The organism is Streptomyces zaomyceticus, from assembly GCF_014656215.1.
Lineage (GTDB): Bacteria > Actinomycetota > Actinomycetes > Streptomycetales > Streptomycetaceae > Streptomyces > Streptomyces zaomyceticus.
The window spans coordinates 292,298-312,295 of the sequence record NZ_BNBZ01000003.1; the positions used below are offsets into that span (position 1 = coordinate 292,298).

The following is a 19,998-nucleotide window of genomic DNA, read 5'->3' on the forward strand; positions in this document are numbered from 1 at the left end:
CGCATGCGAAAGGGCCGCCGGGACCTCTCGGTCCCGGCGGCCCTTCGACCGGCTGCGGGGGTCAGCTCTTGGCGGCGGACCCGGCGCCGTTGTCGGCCCCGTGCTCCACGTCCCCGTCGGTCGTGTCGGTGTCCTCGGCGGCATCCTCGGCGGCCTTGTCCGCCTTGTCGAAGTCCGGAGCCGCGTCCTGGACGTCGGCGGCGGCCGGCCCGTCCGTCCCGTCGGCGTCCCCGGACTTCGCGACGGAGTCCTTCGCGGCCTTCGGCTCGACGATCTCCTCGCGGCCCGGACGGATCCGCGCCGAGATCGCCATGTAGAGCACCGCGAGCACGAAGACGATGATCGCCGTCCACACGTTCAGACGCAGGCCGAGCACGTGGTGCGCCTCGTCGACGCGCATGTACTCGATCCAGGCCCGGCCCGCGCAGTACGCGGCGACGTACAGGGCGAAGGCGCGGCCGTGGCCGAGCTTGAAGCGGCGGTCGGCCCAGATGACCAGGAAGGCGACGCCGATGCACCAGAGCGACTCGTAGAGGAAGGTCGGGTGGTAGTACCCGGCCTCGCGGTTCGCGCTCTCGGTGATCTTCAGGGCCCAGGGCAGGTCGGTCTCCCGGCCGTAGAGCTCCTGGTTGAACCAGTTGCCCCAGCGGCCGATGGCCTGGGCGAAGGCGATTCCGGGGGCGATGGTGTCGGCGTACGCCGGGAGCGGGATGCCCCGGCGGCGGCAGCCGATCCAGGCACCCACCGCGCCGAGCGCGATGGCGCCCCAGATTCCGAGGCCGCCCTCCCAGATCTTGAAGGCGTCGACCCAGTTCTCACCCTCGCTGAAGTACAGCTGGTAGTCGGTGATCACGTGGTACAGGCGTCCGCCGACGAGGCCGAAGGGCACCGCCCAGACGGCGATGTCGGCCACGGTGCCGGCGGTGCCGCCCCGGGCGATCCAGCGCTTGTTGCCGTACCAGACGGCGACGAAGACACCGATGATGATGCAGAAGGCATAGCCGCGCAGCGGGATCGGTCCGAGGTTGATCACGCCGGTCGACGGGCTGGGAATGTAGGCAAGGTCCATGGCAGGACCGACGCTACCCTGCCGGGCGGGCGGGACGGCAGCCCACCCGGCAACGTATGGGTAACTAACCCCGGCCGTTTCCGCCGGGAGAGCCGCCGGGAGGGCGCCTTCAGCCCGCCGAAGGGGAGGCCGGAGCGGCCGGCGAGACCGTGCCCGGCTGCCTGCCCTTGTTGGCCTCGGCCACCCACTTCTTCAGGTTCTCCGGGGAGATCTGCTCGTTCCCCTTCTGCGGGAAGACCGATTCTCCGTTGAGGAGGACGGAGGGCGTGCCGCGGAAGCCGCCGTTCTGGAAGGCCTCGTTCGACTTGACCACCCAGCTGTCGTGCGTGCCGTCGTTCACACAGCTGCGGAAGGCGGGGGTGTCGAGCCCCGGTACCTTGGCCGCCAGCTCGATCAGCTTGGCGTTGTCGCCGAAGGTGTCGTCCATCTCCGGCGGCTGGTTCATGTAGAGCGTGTCGTGGTAGGCGGTGAACTTCCCCGCGTCCTGGGCGCACGCCGCCGCGTTCGCCGCGCGCAGCGAGCCGCTGCCGCCCATGTTCCCGTCGATGAGGGTGGCCAGGTGGTACTCGGCCTTGAGCGCGCCCGTGGCCTCCAGCTCGTGGATGGTGTCCCGGAAGGCGTTCTCGAACTGGGCGCACGCCGGGCAGCGGAAGTCCTCCCAGACGGCCAGCGTCGACGGGGCGTCCGACTTTCCGGTGGGAATGGCGGGCTTCGCGTCCTCCTCGGTCGCTCCGCTCGGCGCGACGACCGGGCCGGCCTTGTCGGATCCACTGTCCTTGTCGCCACCGGCGGCGATCACGCCGACGACCGCGGCCAGGCCGAGGACGCCGACCACCGCCGCCGACACGATCAGGACCCGCCGCTTCTTCTCACGGGCCTTCTCGCGCTCACGCTGCTGCTGGAGGCGCTCCCGCGCGCTCCGATTACCGTCACCACGGTTGTTCTCGCTCACGCCTCGGAAACGAACCGGGGAGGCACGTGCGCGCCTCCCCGGTCGCAGATCCACCCAAATGGGTTACGAAACGCGCCGGACACCCTCGGCGAGTTCGGCCGCCAGTTCCCTTACCGCGGCGAGTCCCGCGGTCTCGTCGCCGTCGGCGTCGAGGATCCGCTTCACGAAGGCGGAGCCGACGATGACGCCGTCGGCGAAGACCGCGACCTCCTTGGCCTGGGTGGCGTTGGAGACGCCCAGACCGACGCAGACCGGGAGGTCCGACGTGGCCCGGGTGCGGCGGACCAGATCGGCGGCCTGCTCGCCGACCGACTCGCGGGTGCCGGTGACTCCCATGAGGGAGGCGGCGTAGACGAAGCCGGAGCCGGCCGCCGTGATGGTGGCGAGGCGCTCGTCCTTGCTGCTGGGCGCGACGACGAAGACGGTCGCGAGACCGTGCTTGTCGGCGTGCTCACGCCAGACCGAGGACTCCTGGACCGGCAGGTCGGGCAGGATGCAGCCCGCGCCGCCGGCCGCGGCGAGCTCCTCGGTGAAGCGCTCGATGCCGTAGCGGTCGATCGGGTTCCAGTACGTCATGACGAGGACCGGCTTCCCGGTGGCCTCGTGGGCCTCGCGGACCGTACGCATGACGTCGGCGATCTTGACGCCGCCGCGCAGGGCGATGTCGTCGGCGGTCTGGATGACCGGCCCGTCGAGGACCGGGTCGCTGTGCGGGAGGCCGACCTCGACCACGTCCGCGCCGCCGTCGAAGACGGCCTTGATCGCCGCGATGCCGCCGTCCACGGTCGGGAAGCCGGCCGGGAGGTACGCGATGAGCGCGGCCCGGTTCTCGGCCTTCGCCTTGGCGAGGGTGTCGCCGAGCAGCTCGATGTTCCCACTCACTTGACGTCCCCCTCGATCTCCGCGATGTCGTCGGCGCCGGCGTCCGCGGCGACCTCGGTGTCGGTCTCGTACAGGCCGAAGTAGCGGGCGGCCGTGTCCATGTCCTTGTCACCGCGCCCGGACAGGTTGACGAGGAGCAGGGCGTCCCTGCCGAGCTCCTTGCCGACCTCCAGGGCTCCGGCGAGGGCGTGCGCCGACTCGATGGCCGGGATGATTCCCTCGGTGCGCGAGAGCAGCCGCAGCGCCTGCATGGCGGCGTCGTCGGTGACGGCGCGGTACTCGCCGCGCCCGCTGTCCTTGAGGTAGGCGTGCTCCGGGCCGATGCCCGGGTAGTCGAGGCCCGCCGAGATCGAGTAGGGCTCGGTGATCTGGCCCTCCTCGTCCTGGAGGACGTACGACCGCGAACCGTGCAGAATGCCGGGCTCGCCCGCGGTGAGGGTGGCCGCGTGCTCGCCGGTCTCGACGCCGTGCCCGGCCGGCTCGCAGCCGATGAGACGGACGTCCGCGTCCGGCACGAAGGCGTGGAAGAGGCCGATGGCGTTGGAGCCGCCGCCGACGCAGGCGATCGCCGCGTCGGGGAGGCGCCCGGCGCGCTCCAGGAGCTGGCGGCGGGCCTCGACACCGATCACCCGGTGGAAGTCGCGCACCATGGCGGGGAAGGGGTGCGGGCCGGCGACGGTGCCGAAGAGGTAGTGGGTCCGGTCCACGTTGGCGACCCAGTCGCGGAAGGCCTCGTTGATGGCGTCCTTGAGGGTGCGGCTGCCGGACTTCACGGCGACGACCTCGGCGCCCAGCATCCGCATCCGGGCCACGTTCAGGGCCTGGCGCCGGGTGTCGACCTCACCCATGTAGATGGTGCAGTCGAGGCCGAAGAGGGCGCAGGCGGTGGCGGTGGCCACGCCGTGCTGACCGGCGCCGGTCTCGGCGATGACCCGGGTCTTGCCCATGCGCTTGGTCAGCAGAGCCTGGCCGAGCACGTTGTTGATCTTGTGCGAGCCGGTGTGGTTGAGGTCCTCGCGCTTGAGGAAGATCCGGGCACCGCCGGCGTGCTCGGCGAACCGGGGCACCTCGGTGAGGGCGCTCGGCCGGCCCGTGTAGTTGACCATCAGGTCGTTGAGCTCGCGGGCGAACTCCGGGTCGGACTTGGCCTTGTCGTACTCGACGGCGACCTCGTCGACGGCGGCGACGAGCGCCTCCGGGATGAACTTGCCGCCGTAGGCACCGAAGTAGCCCTCGGCGGTGGGGACCTGACCCTCCGGGTCGGGAATGAAGAACTCGCTGAACATGCGGATGCTCCTCGCGGGGCGGGTTGCCCCGGGATACGTGTGGTTGATGGTCACGTTATGCGCGCGCCACGCTCACACCCGGCAACACGATCGCCGCCGCCCCGTTGTGGGCCGTCGTTCCGCTGGGGCGGAACGGGTGGGCACAACGGACGGCGCCCGTTGCCGGGCCCAGGCTTCCCGGCCGGAACCCGTACCCGGTGCACGGACCGCTTGTGGGTGCGGGTCCGGGCGTGGGGGCGGAGGCGCCGCCGAGCGCGCCGTTCCGTGTGCCCACCCGTTCCGCCCTGCGGAACGACTGCCCACACGACGGGTCGCGGCGGGCGCGACCCGCACGAGGCGCGGGCGCGTTCCGCGTGGGTGCGGGTGGGGTCACACGAGGGGGCGCGGTCGGGGACGACGGGGCGGTCAGGCGTCGTGTGTGAGGGTGCGCGGGGCGCGCGGGCGCCATCGCATGCCGTTGACCTGGCCCGGCTCGGAGCCGATGACGTACCGCACCCGGCGGCCGTGGACACGGCGGGCGGGCGCGCGGCAGCCACGCGGACGGCAGCCCCGGGCCAGCGGGGCGTGCTTGGAGACGGGTGCCGCGGCCGTACGGAGACGGCCCCGGCGGCCCGAGGCGTCCGCGGGCACGCCGGGGCCGCCCGGGGCGGAGCCCGGGACGGTCGGCGTGGCGCGGACGGGGGTCATGGCGCGGTCAGCTCCGGCCGTGCCGGAGGGCCGGGTGGGCGCCGGCGGCGACCAGGTCGGCGACGGCGGCCTTCGGGTCGCGGCCGGTGACGAGCGACTCGCCGACCAGGACCGCGTCGGCGCCGGCGTTGGCGTAGGCGATGAGGTCGTGCGGGCCGCGGACGCCGGACTCGGCGATCTTGACGATGTGCGCGGGGATCTCGGGGGCGACGCGCTCGAAGGTGGAGCGGTCGACCTTGAGGGTCTTGAGGTTGCGCGCGTTGACGCCGATGATCCGGGCGCCCGCGTCGACGGCCCGCTCGACCTCTTCCTCGTCGTGGACCTCGACGAGCGGGGTGAGCCCGATGGACTCGGCGCGCTCGATGAGGGACACCAGTGCCTCCTGCTCCAGGGCGGCGACGATGAGGAGCGCGAGATCCGCTCCGTACGCGCGCGCTTCCCAGAGCTGGTACGCGGTGACGATGAAGTCCTTGCGCAGGACCGGGATGTCGACCCGGGCGCGGACGGCCTCCAGGTCCGCGAGCGAGCCGCCGAAGCGGCGCTGCTCGGTGAGGACGGAGATGACGGCGGCGCCGCCCGCCTCGTAGTCCGCGGCGAGTCCGGCCGGGTCGGCGATCGCGGCGAGCGCGCCCTTGGACGGGCTGGAGCGCTTGACCTCGCAGATCACCTTGACGCCGTCGCCGCGCAGTGCGGCGACGCCGTCCTTGGCCTGCGGGGCCTTGGCGGCGCGCTCCTTGAGCTCGTCGAGGGTGACCCGCGCCTGCCGCTCTGCGAGGTCGGCGCGTACGCCTTCGATGATCTCGTCGAGCACACTCACGCGAGGGGCCCCCTTCCGGGACGGTGATGGTGTTGATGAACCAGGTTCAGCCACATCGATCCTATCCGCAGGACGGCCCCGGGCCCGCATCGACCGGAGTGGCGTCCCATCTGCTGGGACTCCCGTAGGGGTCCTCGCGGTGCCGCGCGGGCCCTTCAGGGGGCCAGTGCGGAGCCGAAGGGAAGGTTCCGGACCAGGGTGAAGAGGGCGAGGACGACCCCGATCCCCCACCACCGAACGGGGGAGATCGCGAGGCGCATGGGCACCCCGCGGAGGACGCGAATCAGCCAGAGCGCCATCAGGGCGCCGAAGAGTCCGTAGCCGACGACGGCGAGGGCGTTGGCCCCGAGGGCGGTGGGCAGGTCGCCGTGGACGAAGGCGTGGGCGCTGCGGAGTCCGCCGCAGCCGGGGCAGTAGACGCCGGTGAAGCGGAGCAGGGGGCAGACCGGGTAGTGCCCGGGTTCGTTGGGGTCGACGGTCCCGACGTACGCGAAGGCGGCGGCGACCCCGGCGAGTGTGGCGACGGGGGCGAGCAGCCGCCGCGCGAGGGACCGGGCCGGTGGCGGTACGGGCCCACCGGGCGGTACGGGCCCACCGGGCGGTACGGGCCCACCACCGGGCCACACGGGTCCGCCGGGCGGTACGGGGCCTCCGCCGGGCCACGCGGGCGGGTGCGGCGGTGTCGCGGGGCCTCCGCCGGGCCACGCGGGCGCGTGCGGCGGCCCGGCGGCGTCCGCGCGGGCGGTGGAGTCCCGGCCGGAGGTCGCGTCCGGGTGCAGGACCGGTTCACCTGGTGGGACAGGTTCACCCGGTCGGGTGCTGGATGTGTCGGTCACGGCTCCGGCCGTCGGCTGCGGGTCCACCCGGTGATTCTCGCCCCGGACGCGCGGGAGCGCAGCCCGGCACGGCCGGACTGCGCTCTCGGATGCGTCGTGTCGCGTCAGGAACGGGCCTGCAGCGTCGCGGCCTCGCGGGCGGCGGCGACGGCCGCCGACTCCTTCGGCATGCCGAGGCCCGCGGCCTTCATCGCGCCGCCGACGATGCCGCCGAGCACGATGACACCCATGCCGGCCCAGAAACCGGGCAGGTTGGCGGCCACCATGAAGACTCCGGCGATGCAGAAGCCGATGAAGGAGATGATGACACCGGTCCAGGCGGCCGGGGTGTGTCCGTGGGCGCTGCCCGCCATGAGTTGCTCCTCGTTGCAGTTGCTCGATGGTGAGGTCTCGCGTGCGCGGACTCTCGGCGCTCATTGTCCCGCACGGGGGCGCGCGAGGGTGAATCGGGGGTACCGGGACGATCACGCGTCGCGCGTCGGCGACTTCGTCAGGTCCGCCGGTCGGCCCCGTCAGGACCCGTGCGTGGGGTCCTCGCCGCGGTCCAGGGCCTTCCACAGGTCCTCGGGCCGGTCCGGGTCGGTGGTGGGGGCCCTGCGGGCGGCCCGCGGGGTGCCCGAGCGCTCGTAGCGGCCGCCCATCGCGGGCCAGCTCTTGCCGAAGCGCAGGGCGAAGAGGCCGGCGAGCAGGATGAGGACGGCGCCCGCGGCGGTGACGTACGGCCAGACGGTGTGGGTCAGTCCGGCGACCGCGGCGGCGGTGTCGCCGCTGATCCGGGCGGCCTCGGCGTCGAGGGCTGCGCTGTCGGAGGCACCGAGGACGGCGGCGAGCGCGGCGCCCGCGCCGCTGAGCGCGAGGAGCGCGGCGACCAGGGTGCGGCCGGTGCGGCGGACCGCGAAGACGGCGAAGAGCGCGGCGAGGCCGACGATCGCGAGGGCGGTCGGCACACCGGTGACGGTGCCGCCGTCCGCCTCGACGGCGATGCTGCCGCCGCCGACGGACGCGGTGCCCTCCGCCCAGATCTGGCCCGCGGAGAGCAGGACGACGGTGGCACCGAGGGCGCCGAGGAGGAGGGCCGCGGCCAGGCTGCGGCGGCCGCCGGTGGGGACGGCCGCGCGGGCGGCCCGGGGCTGGGGTACGGGTACGGCACTCACGTACCCCACTATCCCCTACGTGGTCAGTTGCCGTTCATCCGGTTGGCGGTGTGGACGGCGCGGAGGACGGCCGCGGCCTTGTTCCGGCACTCGTTGTCCTCGGCGACGGGATCGGAGTCGGCGACGACACCCGCTCCGGCCTGCACATACGCGGTTCCGTCGCGGAGCAGGGCGGTGCGGATGGCGATGGCGGTGTCCGCGTCTCCGGCGAAATCGAGATAACCGACACATCCGCCGTACAGGCCGCGCCGGGAGGGTTCGAGCTCCTCGATGATCTGCATGGCGCGGGGCTTGGGCGCGCCGGAGAGCGTGCCGGCCGGGAAGCAGGCGGTGAGGACGTCGAAGGCGGTGCTGCCCTCGGCGACCTCGCCGGTGACGGTGGAGACGATGTGCATGACGTGCGAGTACCGCTCGATCGACATGAAGTCGACGACCTCCACGGAGCCGGGCGCGCAGACCCGGCCGAGGTCGTTGCGGCCGAGGTCGACGAGCATGAGGTGCTCGGCGCGCTCCTTGGGGTCGGCGAGCAGCTCCTCGGCGAGGTCGTGGTCCTCCTGCGGGGTGGCACCGCGGTGCCGGGTGCCGGCGATGGGGTGCACCATCGCCCGGCCGTCCTCGACCTTGACGAGCGCCTCGGGGCTGGATCCGACGACGTCGAAGCCGTTCTCGAAGCGGAAGAGGTACATGTACGGCGACGGGTTGGTGGCCCGCAGGACGCGGTAGACGTCGAGCGCGGAGGCCGTGCAGGGGGTCTCGAAGCGCTGCGAGGGCACGACCTGGAAGGCCTCGCCGGCCCGGATGCGCTCCTTGACGTCCTCGACGGCGTCCTGGTAGGCCGGGCCGCCCCAGAGCGCCGAGAACTCGGGCAGTTCGGAGGCGGGCAGCGCGGTGGGGGCGGTGGCGACCGGGCGGGCGAGGTCGGCCTCCATGGTGTCGAGGCGGGCCACGGCGTGGGCGTAGGCCTCCTCGACGCCGGTCTCCAGGTCGTTGTGGTTGATCGCGTTGGCGATCAGCAGGACCGAGCCGTCCCAGTGGTCGAGGACCGCGAGGTCGCTGGTGAGGAGCATGGTCAGCTCGGGGAGCTTCAGGTCGTCGCGGGTGGAGTCGCCGATCTTCTCCAGTCGGCGGACGATGTCGTAGCCGAGGTAGCCGACCATGCCGCCGGTGAAGGGCGGCATGCCGGAGGCCAGGTCGCGCGGGGTGTGCAGGGTCTCGACGGTGGCGCGCAGGGCCTGGAGGGGGTCGCCGTCCGTGGGGACGCCGACGGGCGGGGTGCCCAGCCAGTGGGCTTCGCCGTCCTTCACGGTCAGGGTGGCGTCGCTGCGGACGCCGATGAAGGAGTACCGGGACCAGCTGCGGCCGTTCTCCGCGGATTCGAGGAGGAAGGTGCCGGGCCGTTCGGCGGCGAGCTTGCGGTAGAGCCCGACCGGGGTGTCGCCGTCCGCGAGCAGCCGGCGGCTGACGGGGATGACACGGCGGTCGGCCGCCAGCTTGCGGAAGGTGTCGAGATCCATGGCGCCAGACCCTACTCGGAGACGGGGAGCACGTCGGCGTCGAAGCAGGTCCGGGCGCCGGTGTGGCAGGCGGCTCCGACCTGGTCGACCTTGACGAGGACGGTGTCGGCGTCGCAGTCGAGGGCGACGGACTTGACGTGCTGGACGTGCCCGGAGGTGTCGCCCTTGACCCAGTACTCCTGGCGGCTGCGGGACCAGTAGGTGCAGCGGCCGGTGGTGAGGGTGCGGTGCAGGGCCTCGTCGTCCATCCAGCCGAGCATCAGCACCTCGCCGGTGTCGTACTGCTGGGCGATCGCGGGGACGAGCCCGTCCGGGCTGCGCTTGAGCCGGGCGGAGATGGCCGGGTCGAGATTGCTGCTCATGGCGCCATTGTGCCGCGATCCGCGGTGGTGTCCGGCGGGGCGTCCAGTGGGCGGACCGGCGGTGACCGCCGTACGCTGGCGGTCATGTCGACCCATGCCAAACGTGAACGGCTTCTGCTCGCGGACCTGTTGGAGGCCGCGGGCCCGGAGGCGCCGACGCTCTGCGAGGGCTGGCGGACCCGGGACCTCGCGGCCCATGTGGTGGTGCGGGAGCGGCGCCCCGACGCGGCGGCCGGTTCGCTCGTACCGGTGCTGAAGGACCGGCAGGACCGGGTGCAGGCGGAATTCGCCGACAAGCCGTACGAGGAGCTGATCAAGCTCATCCGGACGGGGCCCCCGCGGTTCTCGCCGTTCACCATCAAGCAGGTGGACGAGGGCGCGAACATCGTGGAGTTCTACGTCCACACCGAGGATGTACGCCGTGCCCAGCCCGACTGGTCGGCGCGCGAGCTCGACCCGGTCTTCGCGGACGCCCTCTGGTCGCGCCTGGAGCGCTCCGCCCGCCTCCTCGGCCGCAAGCTCCCGGTCGGCCTGGTACTGCGCCGGCCGAACGGCCAGACGGCGGTCGCGCACCGCGGCACCCCGGTGGTGACGGTCTCCGGGGAGCCGGGCGAGCTCACGATGTATCTGTACGGGCGCCAGGCCTCGGCCAAGGTCGAGATCGACGGGGAGCCGGACGCGATCGAGCGGCTGAGCGAGACGAAGCAGCTGGGACTGTGACCCGGCGGGCCGCCGGACCTGCCCGGCGGCCCCTGACCCGGCGGCCGGGCCTCAGCCCGGCAGTTCCGCGCGGCGCACGGCCCCGACCGCCAGACCGTAGACACCGGCGAGCGCGCAGACCCCCGCGCTGACGGTGAAGACCGGGCCGACGCCCCACAGGCCGATCGCGGCGCCCGTGAGCGGGAAGCTGAGCGGGGCGAGACCCAGGCTCATGAGGCCGGAGACGGCCGAGACGCGGCCGAGGTAGGCGGGGTCGCACTCGGTCTGGACGAGGGCCCCGCACAGTGCTCCGGAGAGGCCGGCGAACAGGCCTATGGAGAGGGCGACGGCCACCGCGAAGGGCAGCCGCGGGACGAAGGCGAGTGCGCCGATCGAGGTGGCGCCGAGGGTCATGGTCCAGCCGAGGACGGCCCCGGCGCGCGGCACGCGGCCCTTGACGCTCAGCAGCAGCGAGGCGCCGCCGGCGCCCGCGCCGAAGCCCGCGAGGACCCAGCCGATGCCGGAGGCGCCCCAGCCGCGCTGGTCGGAGAGGAGCGCGAGGCCGACGTTGAGGGGGCCGACGAAGCCGAGGTCGGAGAGGGCGATGACGATCATGAGCGGGCCGAGGACCCGGTGGCCGCGCAGATGGCGCAGGCCGTCGAGGAGGTCGCCGAAGGCGGTGCCGTTCCGCTTCTCCGCCTCACCGGTGAGCGGGCGGAGCCGGAGGGCCAGCAGCAGGGGCAGGGAGAGGGCGAAGAGCAGTCCGGCGACGGCGAACGCGACCCCCGGTCCGCCGAGGGCGACCGCGAGGCCCCCGAGGGGGGCGCCGAGGACGGCTCCGGAGCGCTGGGCGAGGCCGCGCATGCCCTGGACCCGGGCGAGCTGGTCGTGCGGGGCGATCCGGGGCGGCAGGGCGCCGACGGCGGGCAGGAAGAGGGCGTCGACGATGCCGAAGACCAGGGCGATGCCGGCCAGCACCCAGAGGGTGGGCGGGGCGACGAGGACGAGTGCGGCGACGGCGAGGACGAGGAGGCAGCGGACGGTGTCGGAGACGATGACGACCCGGCGCGGGCCGAAGCGGTCGGCGACCACTCCCCCGCCGAGCATCAGCAGGGCGCGCGGTACGGCGCTGACGGCCATGACGAGTCCGGCCTCGGCGGGGGTGCCGCCGCGGACGGCGGCCCAGGAGAGGGCCAGGTGGTAGACGCTGTCGCCGAGGGTGGAGGCGGTGTAGGCGCCGAGCCAGCGCAGTACCCGGGGGTCGCGGTGGGCGGGTGGCGCCGGGGCGGCGACCAGGGTGGCGGTCATGAGCGGTAGGGGAAGCCGTTGAGGTGGATGGCGACGTTCTCGCGGCCCTCGTTGTCGCCGGCGGCCTCGGCGGCACGCGCCCGCTGGTCGTACTTGTGCAGGACGGCGTCGAGTTCGGCACCGAGGGCGGTGAGTTCGTCGGCGGTGAGGCGGGGCAGCCACTCCGCGCTGAGGGAGGCGGAGCGCCAGGGGCCGGACCAGGTGTGACGCTCGTCGAGGAAGCGGGCGTACATCTGGGTGCGCTGCTGGTCGACGGTACGGCCGAAGGCGGCGCTCGCGGCGGCGAGCTCGGGGGCGTCGCGGAGGTCCTCGTCGTGGATGCTGAAGCCGTACGAGCTCGGCTGCCACCACCTCTCCCGGCCGTCCGTCGACTGGGCCCCGGCCTCCTCGATGAGGCCGTGCTCGGCGAGTTTGCGCAGGTGGTAGCTGACCAGCGAGACCGCCTCGTCGACCTGGTCGGCGAGCTGGGAGGCGGTGGCGGTGCGGGCCACGAAGAGGGCGCGGTAGAGGCGCATCCGCAGCGGGTGCGAGATGGCCTTCAGGGTGCCGAGATCGGTGATCCGGCGGTTCTCCGGCGAGGTCATGTCCACGACCCTAGATGCGAAGGAAAACTTGCACAATAAAAATTGCGCAACTGATCCTGCGCATCCGGGAAGAGCGAAGGGCCCCCGAGGGGGCCCTTCGTGACATCACGTCAGGTCGGATCGCACCGCGATCGGCCGACCGGTTCAGCGGACCGGGTGGCCCGCTTCCCTCAGTGCGCCCTTGACCTGCGAGATCCGCAGATCACCGAAGTGGAAGACGGAGGCCGCGAGCACCGCGTCCGCGCCCGCCGCCACGGCCGGCGGGAAGTCGGCGAGCTTGCCCGCGCCGCCGGAGGCGATGACCGGAACCGTGACGTGCTTGCGCACGGCCGCGATCATCTCGGTGTCGTAGCCGTCCTTCGTCCCGTCCGCGTCCATCGAGTTGAGCAGGATCTCCCCCGCGCCCAGCTCGGCGGCCCGGTGCGCCCACTCGACGGCGTCGATGCCGGTGCCCCGGCGGCCGCCGTGCGTCGTCACCTCGAAGGAACCCGAGGGCGTGCGCCGGGCGTCGACCGACAGGACGAGCACCTGGCGCCCGAAGCGCTCGGCGATCTCCTGGATGAGCTCGGGGCGCGCGATGGCCGCGGTGTTGACGCCCACCTTGTCGGCGCCAGCCCGCAGCAGCTTGTCGACGTCCTCGGCCGCGCGGACGCCGCCGCCGACCGTGAGCGGGATGAAGACCTGCTCGGCGGTGCGGCGCACCACGTCGTAGGTGGTCTCCCGGTTGCCGGAGGAGGCGGTGATGTCGAGGAAGGTCAGCTCGTCGGCGCCCTCGGCGTCGTACAGCTTGGCCATCTCGACGGGGTCGCCCGCGTCGCGGAGGTTCTGGAAGTTGACGCCCTTGACGACGCGGCCGTTGTCCACGTCGAGGCAGGGGATCACGCGTACGGCGAGTGTCATGCCGTCCCTCCCTCCTGCCCCTCCGGGCGGTAGGCCTCGACCTCGACCTCGACGACCAGGCTCGGGTCGACCAGACCGGCGACGATGATCATCGAGGCGGCGGGACGGACGGCGTCGAACAGCTCCTTGTGGGCGCGGCCGACCTCGTCCACGTCACGGGCGTGGGTGATGTACATCCGGGTGCGGACGACGTGCTCCGCGGCGAGGCCGAGCTGCTTCAGCGCGGCGAGGGCCACGTTGAAGGAGTTGACCGTCTGCTCGTACGGGCCGCCGCCGGCGATCTGGCCGCCGACCACCGACGTACAGCCGGCGACGAGGACCAGACCGTTCGGCAGTTCCACCGCGCGGGAGTAGCCGAACTGCTCCTCCCAGGGGGCGCCGGTGACGACCTTCTTCACGCCGTCGGTCATGCGGAAGCCACCGCCGCCAGCGCCTCCTCCAGGGTGAACGCCTTGGCGTACAGCGCCTTGCCGACGATCGCGCCCTCGACGCCCAGCGGGACGAGCCCGGACAGGGCCCGCAGGTCGTCCAGGGAGGACACGCCGCCGGAGGCGACGACGGGCTTGTCGGTGGCCGCGCAGACGTTCTTCAGGAGCTCCAGGTTGGGGCCCTGCAGCGTGCCGTCCTTGGCGATGTCGGTGACGACGTAGCGGGAGCAGCCCTCGGAGTCGAGACGGGCGAGCGTCTCGTAGAGGTCGCCGCCGTCGCGGGTCCAGCCGCGGCCGCGCAGGGTCGTACCGCGGACGTCGAGGCCGACGGCGATCTTGTCGCCGTGCTCGGCGATGACCTTGGCGACCCACTCGGGGGTCTCCAGGGCGGCGGTGCCGAGGTTGACGCGGGTGCAGCCGGTGGCGAGGGCGGCCGCGAGGGAGGCGTCGTCGCGGATGCCGCCGGAGAGCTCGACCTTGATGTCCATGGCCCGGGCGACCTCGGCGATCAGCTGCCGGTTGTCACCGGTGCCGAAGGCGGCGTCGAGGTCCACGAGGTGCAGCCACTCGGCGCCGGAGCTCTGCCAGGCGAGGGCCGCCTCGAGCGGGGAGCCGTAGGAGGTCTCGGTGCCGGACTCGCCGTGCACGAGGCGGACGGCCTGGCCGTCGCGGACGTCGACGGCGGGGAGGAGTTCGAGCACGCTGTTAGAAGACACAGTCACAGGGTTCCGATCCAGTTGGTGAGCAGCTGTGCTCCGGCGTCGCCGGACTTCTCGGGGTGGAACTGGGTGGCCCACAGGGCGCCGTTCTCGACGGCCGCGACGAAGGGCTCGCCGTGGGTGGCCCAGGTGACCTTGGGGGCGCGGATGTTGGCGTTGCCGACCTCCAGGGTCCACTCGCGCACCGCGTAGGAGTGCACGAAGTAGAACCGGGCGTCGGCGTCGAGGTCCGCGAACATCTCGGTGTCCTGCGGCGCGTCGACCGTGTTCCAGCCCATGTGGGGGACGACGGGGGCGTTCAGCGGCTCGACCGTACCGGGCCACTCGTCGAGGCCCTCGCTCTCCACGCCGTGCTCGAAGCCGTGGGCGAAGAGGATCTGCATGCCGACGCAGATGCCCATGACCGGGCGGCCTCCGGCGAGCCGGCGGCCGACGATCCACTCGCCGCGGGCCTCCTTGAGCCCCTTCATGCAGGCGGAGAAGGCGCCGACGCCGGGGACGAGGAGCCCGTCGGCGTTCATCGCGGTGTCGTAGTCGCGGGTGATCTCGACGTCCGCGCCGACCCGGGCGAGGGCGCGCTCGGCCGAGCGCACGTTGCCGAAGCCGTAGTCGAAGACGACGACCTTCTTGGGGGCGGTCGAGGTCATGACCACACGTCCAGCCGCAGCACACCCGCGGAGAGCGACATCGCGGCGCCGACGGCGACGAGCACGATGACGCCCTTGGGCATCTGCTGCTTGACGAAGGAGTAGATGCCGCCGAGGAGGAAGAGGCCGACGACGATCAGGATGGTGGAGAGGCCGTTCACGGTTAGAGCGCGCCCTTCGTGGAGGGGAGGATTCCGGCGGCGCGCGGGTCGCGCTCGGAGGCGTAACGGAGGGCGCGGGCGAACGCCTTGAACTGGCACTCCACGATGTGGTGCGCGTTGCGCCCGTACGGGACGTGGATGTGCAGCGCGATCTGGGCCTGGGCGACGAAGGACTCGAAGATGTGCCGGGTCATCGTCGTGTCGTACGAGCCGATCATCGGCGCCATGTTCTCGGGCTCGGTGTGCACGAGGTACGGGCGGCCGGAGAGGTCGACGGTCACCTGGGCCAGCGACTCGTCCAGCGGGACGGTGCAGTTGCCGAAGCGGTAGATCCCGACCTTGTCGCCGAGGGCCTGCTTGAAGGCGGCGCCGAGGGCGAGGGCGGTGTCCTCGATGGTGTGGTGCGAGTCGATGTGCAGGTCGCCGTCGGTCTTGACGGTCAGATCGAACAGACCGTGCCGGCCGAGCTGGTCGAGCATGTGGTCGTAGAAGCCGACCCCGGTCGACACATCGACCTTTCCGGTGCCGTCGAGGTCGATCTCGACGACGACGGAGGTCTCCTTGGTGGTGCGCTCAACGCGGCCTACGCGGCTCATCGCTCCTGCTCCTTCATCAATTCACGAACCGCGTCGAGGAACGCGTCGTTCTCTTCGGGGGTGCCGGCGGTGACCCGCAGCCATCCCGGTACGCCGTTGTCCCGGACCAGGACGCCCCGGTCGAGGATCCGTTGCCAGGCCGCGTGGGTGTCGGGGAACTTCCCGAACTGCACGAAGTTGGCGTCCGAATCGGTGACCTCGCAGCCGATCCCGCGCAGCTCGGTGACGAGCCGGTCGCGCTCGGCCTTGAGCTGCTCGACGTACCCGAGGAGGGTGTCGGTGTGCTCCAGGGCGGCGAGCGCGGTGGCCTGGGTGACGGCCGAGAGGTGGTACGGCAGACGGACCAGCTGGACGGCGTCGACCACGGCCGGGTCGGCGGCGAGGTAGCCGAGGCGCAGTCCGGCGGCGCCGAAGGCCTTGGACATGGTCCGGGAGATCACCAGGTTCGGGCGGCCCTCGACGAGCGGCAGCAGGGAGTCCCGGTGGCTGAACTCCACGTACGCCTCGTCGACGACCACCATGGAGGGCTTGGCCGCCTGGGCCGCCTCGTAGAGGGCGCGGACGGTGTCGGCGGCGACCGCGGTGCCGGTGGGATTGTTGGGCGAGGTGATGAACACGACGTCGGGCCGGTGCTCGGCGATCGCCTTCTCCGCCGCCGCCGGGTCGATCGTGAAGTCCTCGTTGCGCGGACCGGAGATCCAGCCGGTGCCGGTGCCGCGGGCGATCAGCGCGTGCATCGAGTACGAGGGCTCGAAGCCGATCGCGGTACGGCCCGGGCCGCCGAAGGTCTGGAGGAGTTGCTGGAGGACCTCGTTGGATCCGTTGGCCGCCCACACGTTCTCGACGGCGACGGGGTGCTTCCCGGTCCGGGTGAGGTAGCGGGCGAGCTCGGTGCGGAGCTCGACCGCGTCCCGGTCGGGGTAGCGGTTGAGGGTACGGGCGGCCTCGGCGACCCGCTCCGCGATCCGGGCCACCAGCGGCTCGGGCAGCGGGTACGGGTTCTCGTTGGTGTTCAGCTGGACGGGGACGTCGAGCTGGGGCGCGCCGTAGGGGGACTTGCCGCGCAGCTCGTCCCGGACGGGGAGATCATCGATTCCGGTCACTTGGTCTCCGGCACCTTCCATCCGAAACGGGCCTTGATCGCCGCGCCGTGGGCCGGGAGGTCCTCCGCCTCGGCGAGGGTGACGACGTGGTGGGCCACGTCGGCGAGCGCGTCGCGCGTGTAGTCCACGATGTGCACCCCGCGCAGGAAGGACTGCACGGAGAGGCCCGAGGAGTGGCAGGCGCAGCCGCCGGTGGGCAGGACGTGGTTGGAGCCGGCGCAGTAGTCGCCGAGCGAGACCGGCGCCCAGGGGCCGACGAAGATCGCGCCCGCGTTGCGGACGCGGTCGGCGACGGCGGCGGCGTCGGCGGTCTGGATCTCCAGGTGCTCGGCGCCGTAGGCGTCGACGACCTTGAGGCCGTCGGCGAGGTCGCGGACGAGGACGATCGCGGACTGGCGGCCGGCCAGGGCCGGGACGATCCGGTCGTCGACGTGCTTGGAGGCGGCGACCTGGGTCTTCAGCTCGGCCTCGGTGGCGGCGGCCAGCTCGTCCGAGTCGGTGACGAGGACGGAGGCGGCCATCGGGTCGTGCTCGGCCTGGCTGATGAGGTCGGCGGCGACGTGCACGGGGTCGGCGGTGGAGTCCGCGAGGATCGCGATCTCCGTCGGGCCGGCCTCGGCGTCGATGCCGATGCGGCCCTTGAGGAGGCGCTTGGCGGCGGCCACGTAGATGTTGCCGGGGCCGGTGACCAGGTTGACGGGGGCGCAGCCGGGCTCGCCGTCCGCGTCCTCGCTGTCGGCGGTGCCGTACGCGAACATGGCGATCGCCTGGGCGCCGCCCGCGGCGTACACCTCGTCGACGCCGAGGAGGGCGCAGGCGGCGAGGATCGTCGGGTGCGGGAGCCCGCCGAACTCCTTCTGCGGGGGCGAGGCGACGGCCAGGCCCTCGACGCCTGCCTCCTGGGCCGGGACGACGTTCATCACGACGGAGGACGGGTAGACGGCGCGGCCGCCCGGGACGTAGAGGCCGACGCGCTCGACCGGGATCCACTTCTCGGTGACCGTGCCGCCGGGGACGACCTGGGTGGTGTGGGTGGTGCGGCGCTGCTCGCGGTGGACGAGGCGGGCGCGCCGGATGGACTCCTCGAGGGCGGCGCGGACGGCCGGGTCGAGCTCGTCGAGGGCGCGGTCGATCGCCTCGGCAGGGACGCGCAGGCTCGGGACGCGGACCTGGTCGAATTTCTCCCCGTAGTCGATCACCGCGGCCGCGCCATGATGCCTGACGTCCTCGCAGATCGGCCGCACCGTCTCCAGGGCGGCTTCCACGTCGAACTCGGCACGGGGCAGCAGGTCGCGCAGGGCGGAACCCTCGGGGAGGGTCTCGCCGCGCAGATCGATTCGAGAGATCACGGGTCAATTCTCGCAGACGGCCCACAGCGTCGGTCGCCCGTATCACTGGCTGATACACGCCACACTGGCGTCTTGTCGCCACTCCTGACCGTTAGCGTTCAGCCCGTCACTCAACGGGAAGAACGGCTGTACGAATCCACGAAACCCCTGAAACGGATCGAGAACCGGTCGGGAGACCGGCCGGGGGACCGCTCGACGGACCGGCCGGGAACCGGTCGGGAGACCGGCCCGGAACGGGATCGCGGAATCGTGGGAACGATCGTGGAAAGCGAGGGGGGCGGCAGTGACCGAGCCGCACGACGACGGGATGCCGGACGGGCTCACGGGCCCTGAGCGGGCCGTGTGGCGGGCGTTCCGGATCGGCAGGACGTGCGATCTGACGGAGGGGATCGCGGAGCGGGACGATCCCTTCGGGGGACGGGAGTGGGGAGAGGAGCGGAGCGTCCGCGCCGACGTGGTGGCGCTGCTGCTGCTCGCCGGGCCGCCGGCCCGGTCCGGGCGGGTGGCCGCGCTGAAGCTGCGCGGGGTCCGGATCACCGGCGTGCTGAACCTGGCGGGCGGGACGATAGGGCCGTACGTCGAGCTGCACGGCTGCCGGTTCGACGGAGAGGTGGTGCTGCCCGAGGCCCGCTTCGGCACCCTGCGGATGGTCGAGTGCTCCCTGCCTCGCCTGGAGGCGGCCCGGCTGCACACCGAGGGGGACCTGCACCTGCCGCGCTGCCGGGTGAAGCGCGGGATCCGGCTCACCGACGCGCAGATCGGCACGGACCTGCTCGTCAACCAGATCCAGGTGTGGCCGGACCGGCGGGGCCGCGCGATCGCGGCGGACGGCCTGGTGGTCGCCCAGGACCTCCAGGCCGAGCTGATCGAGACGCACGGGGAGCTGAGCCTGCGCGGCGCGAAGGTCGGCGTCTCGCTGAGCCTGCGCGGCAGTGTGCTGCGGGGCGCGCAGGGCCGCCGCGCGCTCAACGCACCGCAACTGACGGTGGAGCGCTCGCTCTATCTGAACGCGGCCTGGGTGTACGAGGACTCCGGGACGTACGGGAACTCGGGGTACCCGGGCGGCGGTTCGACGTCCACCCCGCCGTACGGCGTGACGCCCGCCCAGGGCGCCCGCCGCAAACCGGTCGAGTGCCACGGCGGGGTGCGGCTCGACGACGGCCGCTTCGGTGACGCCGTGGACCTGCACTACGCCCGGTTCGTGCTGAGCGGGGCACGCCGGGAGGAGGTCTCGCTGCGCAGGATCGTCACCCCGGAGCTCCGGTTCAACGGCGAGCGCCCGGAGGAGGGCCGCGTCGTGCTCAACGGCGCGAAGGTCGTCACCCTGATCGACCTGTCGACCGCCTGGCCGGGTCCCGGCGGGCTCGCGATGGGCGGCTTCGCCTACGAGAACCTCGTGCCGTACGGGCACTTCCCGCTGGCCCGGCGTCTGGAGTGGGTCGCGGCGGCGACCCCGGAGTACGCGCCCGAGCCGTACGAGCGGCTGGCGACGGTCCTGCGCAACAGCGGGGAGGACGCCGACGCCCGTGAGGTGCTGCTCGCCAAGCAGCGACGCAGACGGGAGACCCTGCCGCTGGCGGGGAAGCTGTGGGGATACCTCCAGGACTGGACCGTGGCCTACGGCTACCGGCCGGGCCGGGCGGCGCTGTGGATGGCGGTCCTGTGGGCGGCGGGCACGGTGGCCTTCTCCCACTACCGCCCGATACCGCTGAAGGCGGAGGAGGCGCCCGCGTGGAACGGCACGCTGTACGCCCTGGACCTGCTGCTCCCGGTGATCAACCTCGGCCAGGACGGCTACTGGCGCCTGGAGGGCATCTGGCAGTGGGCGGCGGCGGTGCTCATCCTGCTGGGCTGGATCCTGGCGACGACGGTGGCGGCCGGCGCCACCCGGCTGCTGAGCAGGGGGTGAGGGGGCAAAGGTTTGGTGTGAGGGACGTGACGTCTG

At 72.6% G+C, this 19,998-nt stretch carries 23 protein-coding genes; 2 read left to right on the top strand and 21 right to left on the bottom strand.

Annotation, left to right across the window (positions count from 1 at the left end; all coding sequences use genetic code 11):
- Positions 1-61: 61 nt before the first annotated feature.
- From lgt to hisI, 11 genes are all read right to left on the bottom strand, one after another.
- The gene (gene lgt, locus IE311_RS06400; protein ID WP_189830578.1) at positions 62-1,069 is read right to left on the bottom strand and encodes a prolipoprotein diacylglyceryl transferase; all 1,008 of its coding nucleotides are present in this window, start codon (positions 1,067-1,069) and stop codon (positions 62-64) included.
- Positions 1,070-1,178: 109 nt separating this feature from the next.
- Positions 1,179-2,021, bottom strand: a complete 843-nt coding sequence (locus IE311_RS06405) for a DsbA family protein (RefSeq protein WP_189830579.1) — start codon at positions 2,019-2,021, stop codon at positions 1,179-1,181.
- 63 nt (positions 2,022-2,084) lie between these two features.
- A complete protein-coding gene (gene trpA / locus IE311_RS06410) occupies positions 2,085-2,903 on the bottom strand; it encodes a tryptophan synthase subunit alpha (RefSeq protein ID WP_189830580.1) in 819 nt (272 codons plus the stop codon).
- The gene (trpB, locus tag IE311_RS06415) at positions 2,900-4,189 is read right to left on the bottom strand and encodes a tryptophan synthase subunit beta (protein WP_189830581.1); all 1,290 of its coding nucleotides are present in this window, start codon (positions 4,187-4,189) and stop codon (positions 2,900-2,902) included. Before trpB ends, trpA begins: the two co-directional genes overlap by 4 nt.
- A gap of 405 nt (positions 4,190-4,594) precedes the next feature.
- The gene (gene trpM, locus IE311_RS37290; protein WP_189830582.1) at positions 4,595-4,876 is read right to left on the bottom strand and encodes a tryptophan biosynthesis modulator TrpM; all 282 of its coding nucleotides are present in this window, start codon (positions 4,874-4,876) and stop codon (positions 4,595-4,597) included.
- 7 nt (positions 4,877-4,883) lie between these two features.
- On the bottom strand, positions 4,884-5,693 hold the full coding sequence (gene trpC, locus IE311_RS06425; RefSeq protein WP_026058123.1) for an indole-3-glycerol phosphate synthase TrpC: 810 nt from the start codon (positions 5,691-5,693) through the stop codon (positions 4,884-4,886).
- Positions 5,694-5,848: 155 nt separating this feature from the next.
- On the bottom strand, positions 5,849-6,556 hold the full coding sequence (locus IE311_RS37295) for a DUF2752 domain-containing protein (RefSeq protein ID WP_373313760.1): 708 nt from the start codon (positions 6,554-6,556) through the stop codon (positions 5,849-5,851).
- Between the two features lie 77 nt (positions 6,557-6,633).
- Positions 6,634-6,882, bottom strand: coding sequence for an HGxxPAAW family protein (locus tag IE311_RS06435; protein ID WP_189830583.1), 249 nt, complete (start codon positions 6,880-6,882; stop codon positions 6,634-6,636).
- 159 nt (positions 6,883-7,041) lie between these two features.
- A complete protein-coding gene (locus IE311_RS06440; protein ID WP_189830584.1) occupies positions 7,042-7,692 on the bottom strand; it encodes a TIGR02234 family membrane protein in 651 nt (216 codons plus the stop codon).
- Between the two features lie 14 nt (positions 7,693-7,706).
- Positions 7,707-9,197 (bottom strand): anthranilate synthase component I, encoded by a 1,491-nt coding sequence (locus tag IE311_RS06445; protein ID WP_189830585.1) that lies wholly within the window; start codon positions 9,195-9,197, stop codon positions 7,707-7,709.
- A gap of 11 nt (positions 9,198-9,208) precedes the next feature.
- Positions 9,209-9,559, bottom strand: coding sequence for a phosphoribosyl-AMP cyclohydrolase (gene hisI, locus IE311_RS06450; protein WP_189830586.1), 351 nt, complete (start codon positions 9,557-9,559; stop codon positions 9,209-9,211).
- Positions 9,560-9,643: 84 nt separating this feature from the next.
- Between hisI and IE311_RS06455 the strand changes: the two genes are divergently transcribed.
- Positions 9,644-10,279 carry a TIGR03085 family metal-binding protein gene (locus tag IE311_RS06455; RefSeq protein ID WP_189830587.1) on the top strand — a complete coding sequence of 212 codons (636 nt, stop codon included), beginning with the start codon at positions 9,644-9,646 and terminating at the stop codon, positions 10,277-10,279.
- 51 nt (positions 10,280-10,330) lie between these two features.
- Here the strand turns inward: IE311_RS06455 and IE311_RS06460 are convergent, their stop codons facing one another.
- The 10 genes from IE311_RS06460 to hisD all read right to left on the bottom strand — a co-directional run bounded on the left by IE311_RS06460 (position 10,331) and on the right by hisD (position 18,053).
- Positions 10,331-11,566, bottom strand: coding sequence for an MFS transporter (locus IE311_RS06460; protein ID WP_189830588.1), 1,236 nt, complete (start codon positions 11,564-11,566; stop codon positions 10,331-10,333).
- A complete protein-coding gene (locus IE311_RS06465) occupies positions 11,563-12,150 on the bottom strand; it encodes a winged helix-turn-helix domain-containing protein (protein WP_189830589.1) in 588 nt (195 codons plus the stop codon). Before IE311_RS06465 ends, IE311_RS06460 begins: the two co-directional genes overlap by 4 nt.
- A 144-nt stretch (positions 12,151-12,294) precedes the next feature.
- Positions 12,295-13,050: an imidazole glycerol phosphate synthase subunit HisF gene (gene hisF / locus IE311_RS06470; RefSeq protein WP_189830590.1), complete on the bottom strand. Its 756-nt coding sequence runs from the start codon at positions 13,048-13,050 to the stop codon at positions 12,295-12,297.
- Positions 13,047-13,460, bottom strand: coding sequence for a RidA family protein (locus IE311_RS06475; RefSeq protein ID WP_189830591.1), 414 nt, complete (start codon positions 13,458-13,460; stop codon positions 13,047-13,049). The genes hisF and IE311_RS06475 overlap by 4 nt, the downstream gene beginning before the upstream one ends.
- Entirely contained in the window at positions 13,457-14,194 is a 738-nt protein-coding gene (gene priA, locus IE311_RS06480) for a bifunctional 1-(5-phosphoribosyl)-5-((5-phosphoribosylamino)methylideneamino)imidazole-4-carboxamide isomerase/phosphoribosylanthranilate isomerase PriA (RefSeq protein ID WP_229901755.1), read from the bottom strand. The genes IE311_RS06475 and priA overlap by 4 nt, the downstream gene beginning before the upstream one ends.
- Before the next feature lie 2 nt (positions 14,195-14,196).
- Positions 14,197-14,844 carry an imidazole glycerol phosphate synthase subunit HisH gene (hisH, locus tag IE311_RS06485; protein ID WP_189830592.1) on the bottom strand — a complete coding sequence of 216 codons (648 nt, stop codon included), beginning with the start codon at positions 14,842-14,844 and terminating at the stop codon, positions 14,197-14,199.
- Entirely contained in the window at positions 14,841-15,005 is a 165-nt protein-coding gene (locus IE311_RS06490; RefSeq protein ID WP_189830593.1) for a hypothetical protein, read from the bottom strand. The genes hisH and IE311_RS06490 overlap by 4 nt, the downstream gene beginning before the upstream one ends.
- Positions 15,006-15,007: 2 nt before the next feature.
- Positions 15,008-15,601 carry an imidazoleglycerol-phosphate dehydratase HisB gene (gene hisB / locus IE311_RS06495; RefSeq protein WP_015032911.1) on the bottom strand — a complete coding sequence of 198 codons (594 nt, stop codon included), beginning with the start codon at positions 15,599-15,601 and terminating at the stop codon, positions 15,008-15,010.
- A complete protein-coding gene (locus IE311_RS06500) occupies positions 15,598-16,704 on the bottom strand; it encodes a histidinol-phosphate transaminase (protein ID WP_189830594.1) in 1,107 nt (368 codons plus the stop codon). Before IE311_RS06500 ends, hisB begins: the two co-directional genes overlap by 4 nt.
- Positions 16,701-18,053: a histidinol dehydrogenase gene (hisD, locus tag IE311_RS06505; RefSeq protein WP_189830595.1), complete on the bottom strand. Its 1,353-nt coding sequence runs from the start codon at positions 18,051-18,053 to the stop codon at positions 16,701-16,703. Before hisD ends, IE311_RS06500 begins: the two co-directional genes overlap by 4 nt.
- A 283-nt stretch (positions 18,054-18,336) precedes the next feature.
- On the opposite strand from hisD, the gene IE311_RS06510 reads away from it, so the two are divergent.
- Positions 18,337-19,962, top strand: a complete 1,626-nt coding sequence (locus IE311_RS06510; RefSeq protein ID WP_189830596.1) for an oxidoreductase — start codon at positions 18,337-18,339, stop codon at positions 19,960-19,962.
- Positions 19,963-19,998 lie beyond the last annotated feature (36 nt).

Excerpts from the sequence above, each read along its gene's own strand:
- hisH (WP_189830592.1), bottom strand. The coding sequence starts at position 14,844 with ATGACCTCGACCGCCCCCAAGAAGGTCGTCGTCTTCGACTACGGCTTC.
- IE311_RS06465 (WP_189830589.1), bottom strand. The coding sequence starts at position 12,150 with ATGACCTCGCCGGAGAACCGCCGGATCACCGATCTCGGCACCCTGAAG.
- IE311_RS06435 (WP_189830583.1), bottom strand. The coding sequence starts at position 6,882 with ATGGCGGGCAGCGCCCACGGACACACCCCGGCCGCCTGGACCGGTGTC.
- lgt (WP_189830578.1), bottom strand. The coding sequence starts at position 1,069 with ATGGACCTTGCCTACATTCCCAGCCCGTCGACCGGCGTGATCAACCTC.
- hisF (WP_189830590.1), bottom strand. The coding sequence starts at position 13,050 with ATGACACTCGCCGTACGCGTGATCCCCTGCCTCGACGTGGACAACGGC.
- IE311_RS06445 (WP_189830585.1), bottom strand. The coding sequence starts at position 9,197 with ATGGATCTCGACACCTTCCGCAAGCTGGCGGCCGACCGCCGTGTCATC.
- IE311_RS06455 (WP_189830587.1), top strand. The coding sequence starts at position 9,644 with ATGTCGACCCATGCCAAACGTGAACGGCTTCTGCTCGCGGACCTGTTG.
- hisB (WP_015032911.1), bottom strand. The coding sequence starts at position 15,601 with ATGAGCCGCGTAGGCCGCGTTGAGCGCACCACCAAGGAGACCTCCGTC.
- IE311_RS06460 (WP_189830588.1), bottom strand. The coding sequence starts at position 11,566 with ATGACCGCCACCCTGGTCGCCGCCCCGGCGCCACCCGCCCACCGCGAC.
- hisI (WP_189830586.1), bottom strand. The coding sequence starts at position 9,559 with ATGAGCAGCAATCTCGACCCGGCCATCTCCGCCCGGCTCAAGCGCAGC.
- IE311_RS06475 (WP_189830591.1), bottom strand. The coding sequence starts at position 13,460 with ATGACCGACGGCGTGAAGAAGGTCGTCACCGGCGCCCCCTGGGAGGAG.
- trpB (WP_189830581.1), bottom strand. The coding sequence starts at position 4,189 with ATGTTCAGCGAGTTCTTCATTCCCGACCCGGAGGGTCAGGTCCCCACC.
- trpM (WP_189830582.1), bottom strand. The coding sequence starts at position 4,876 with ATGACCCCCGTCCGCGCCACGCCGACCGTCCCGGGCTCCGCCCCGGGC.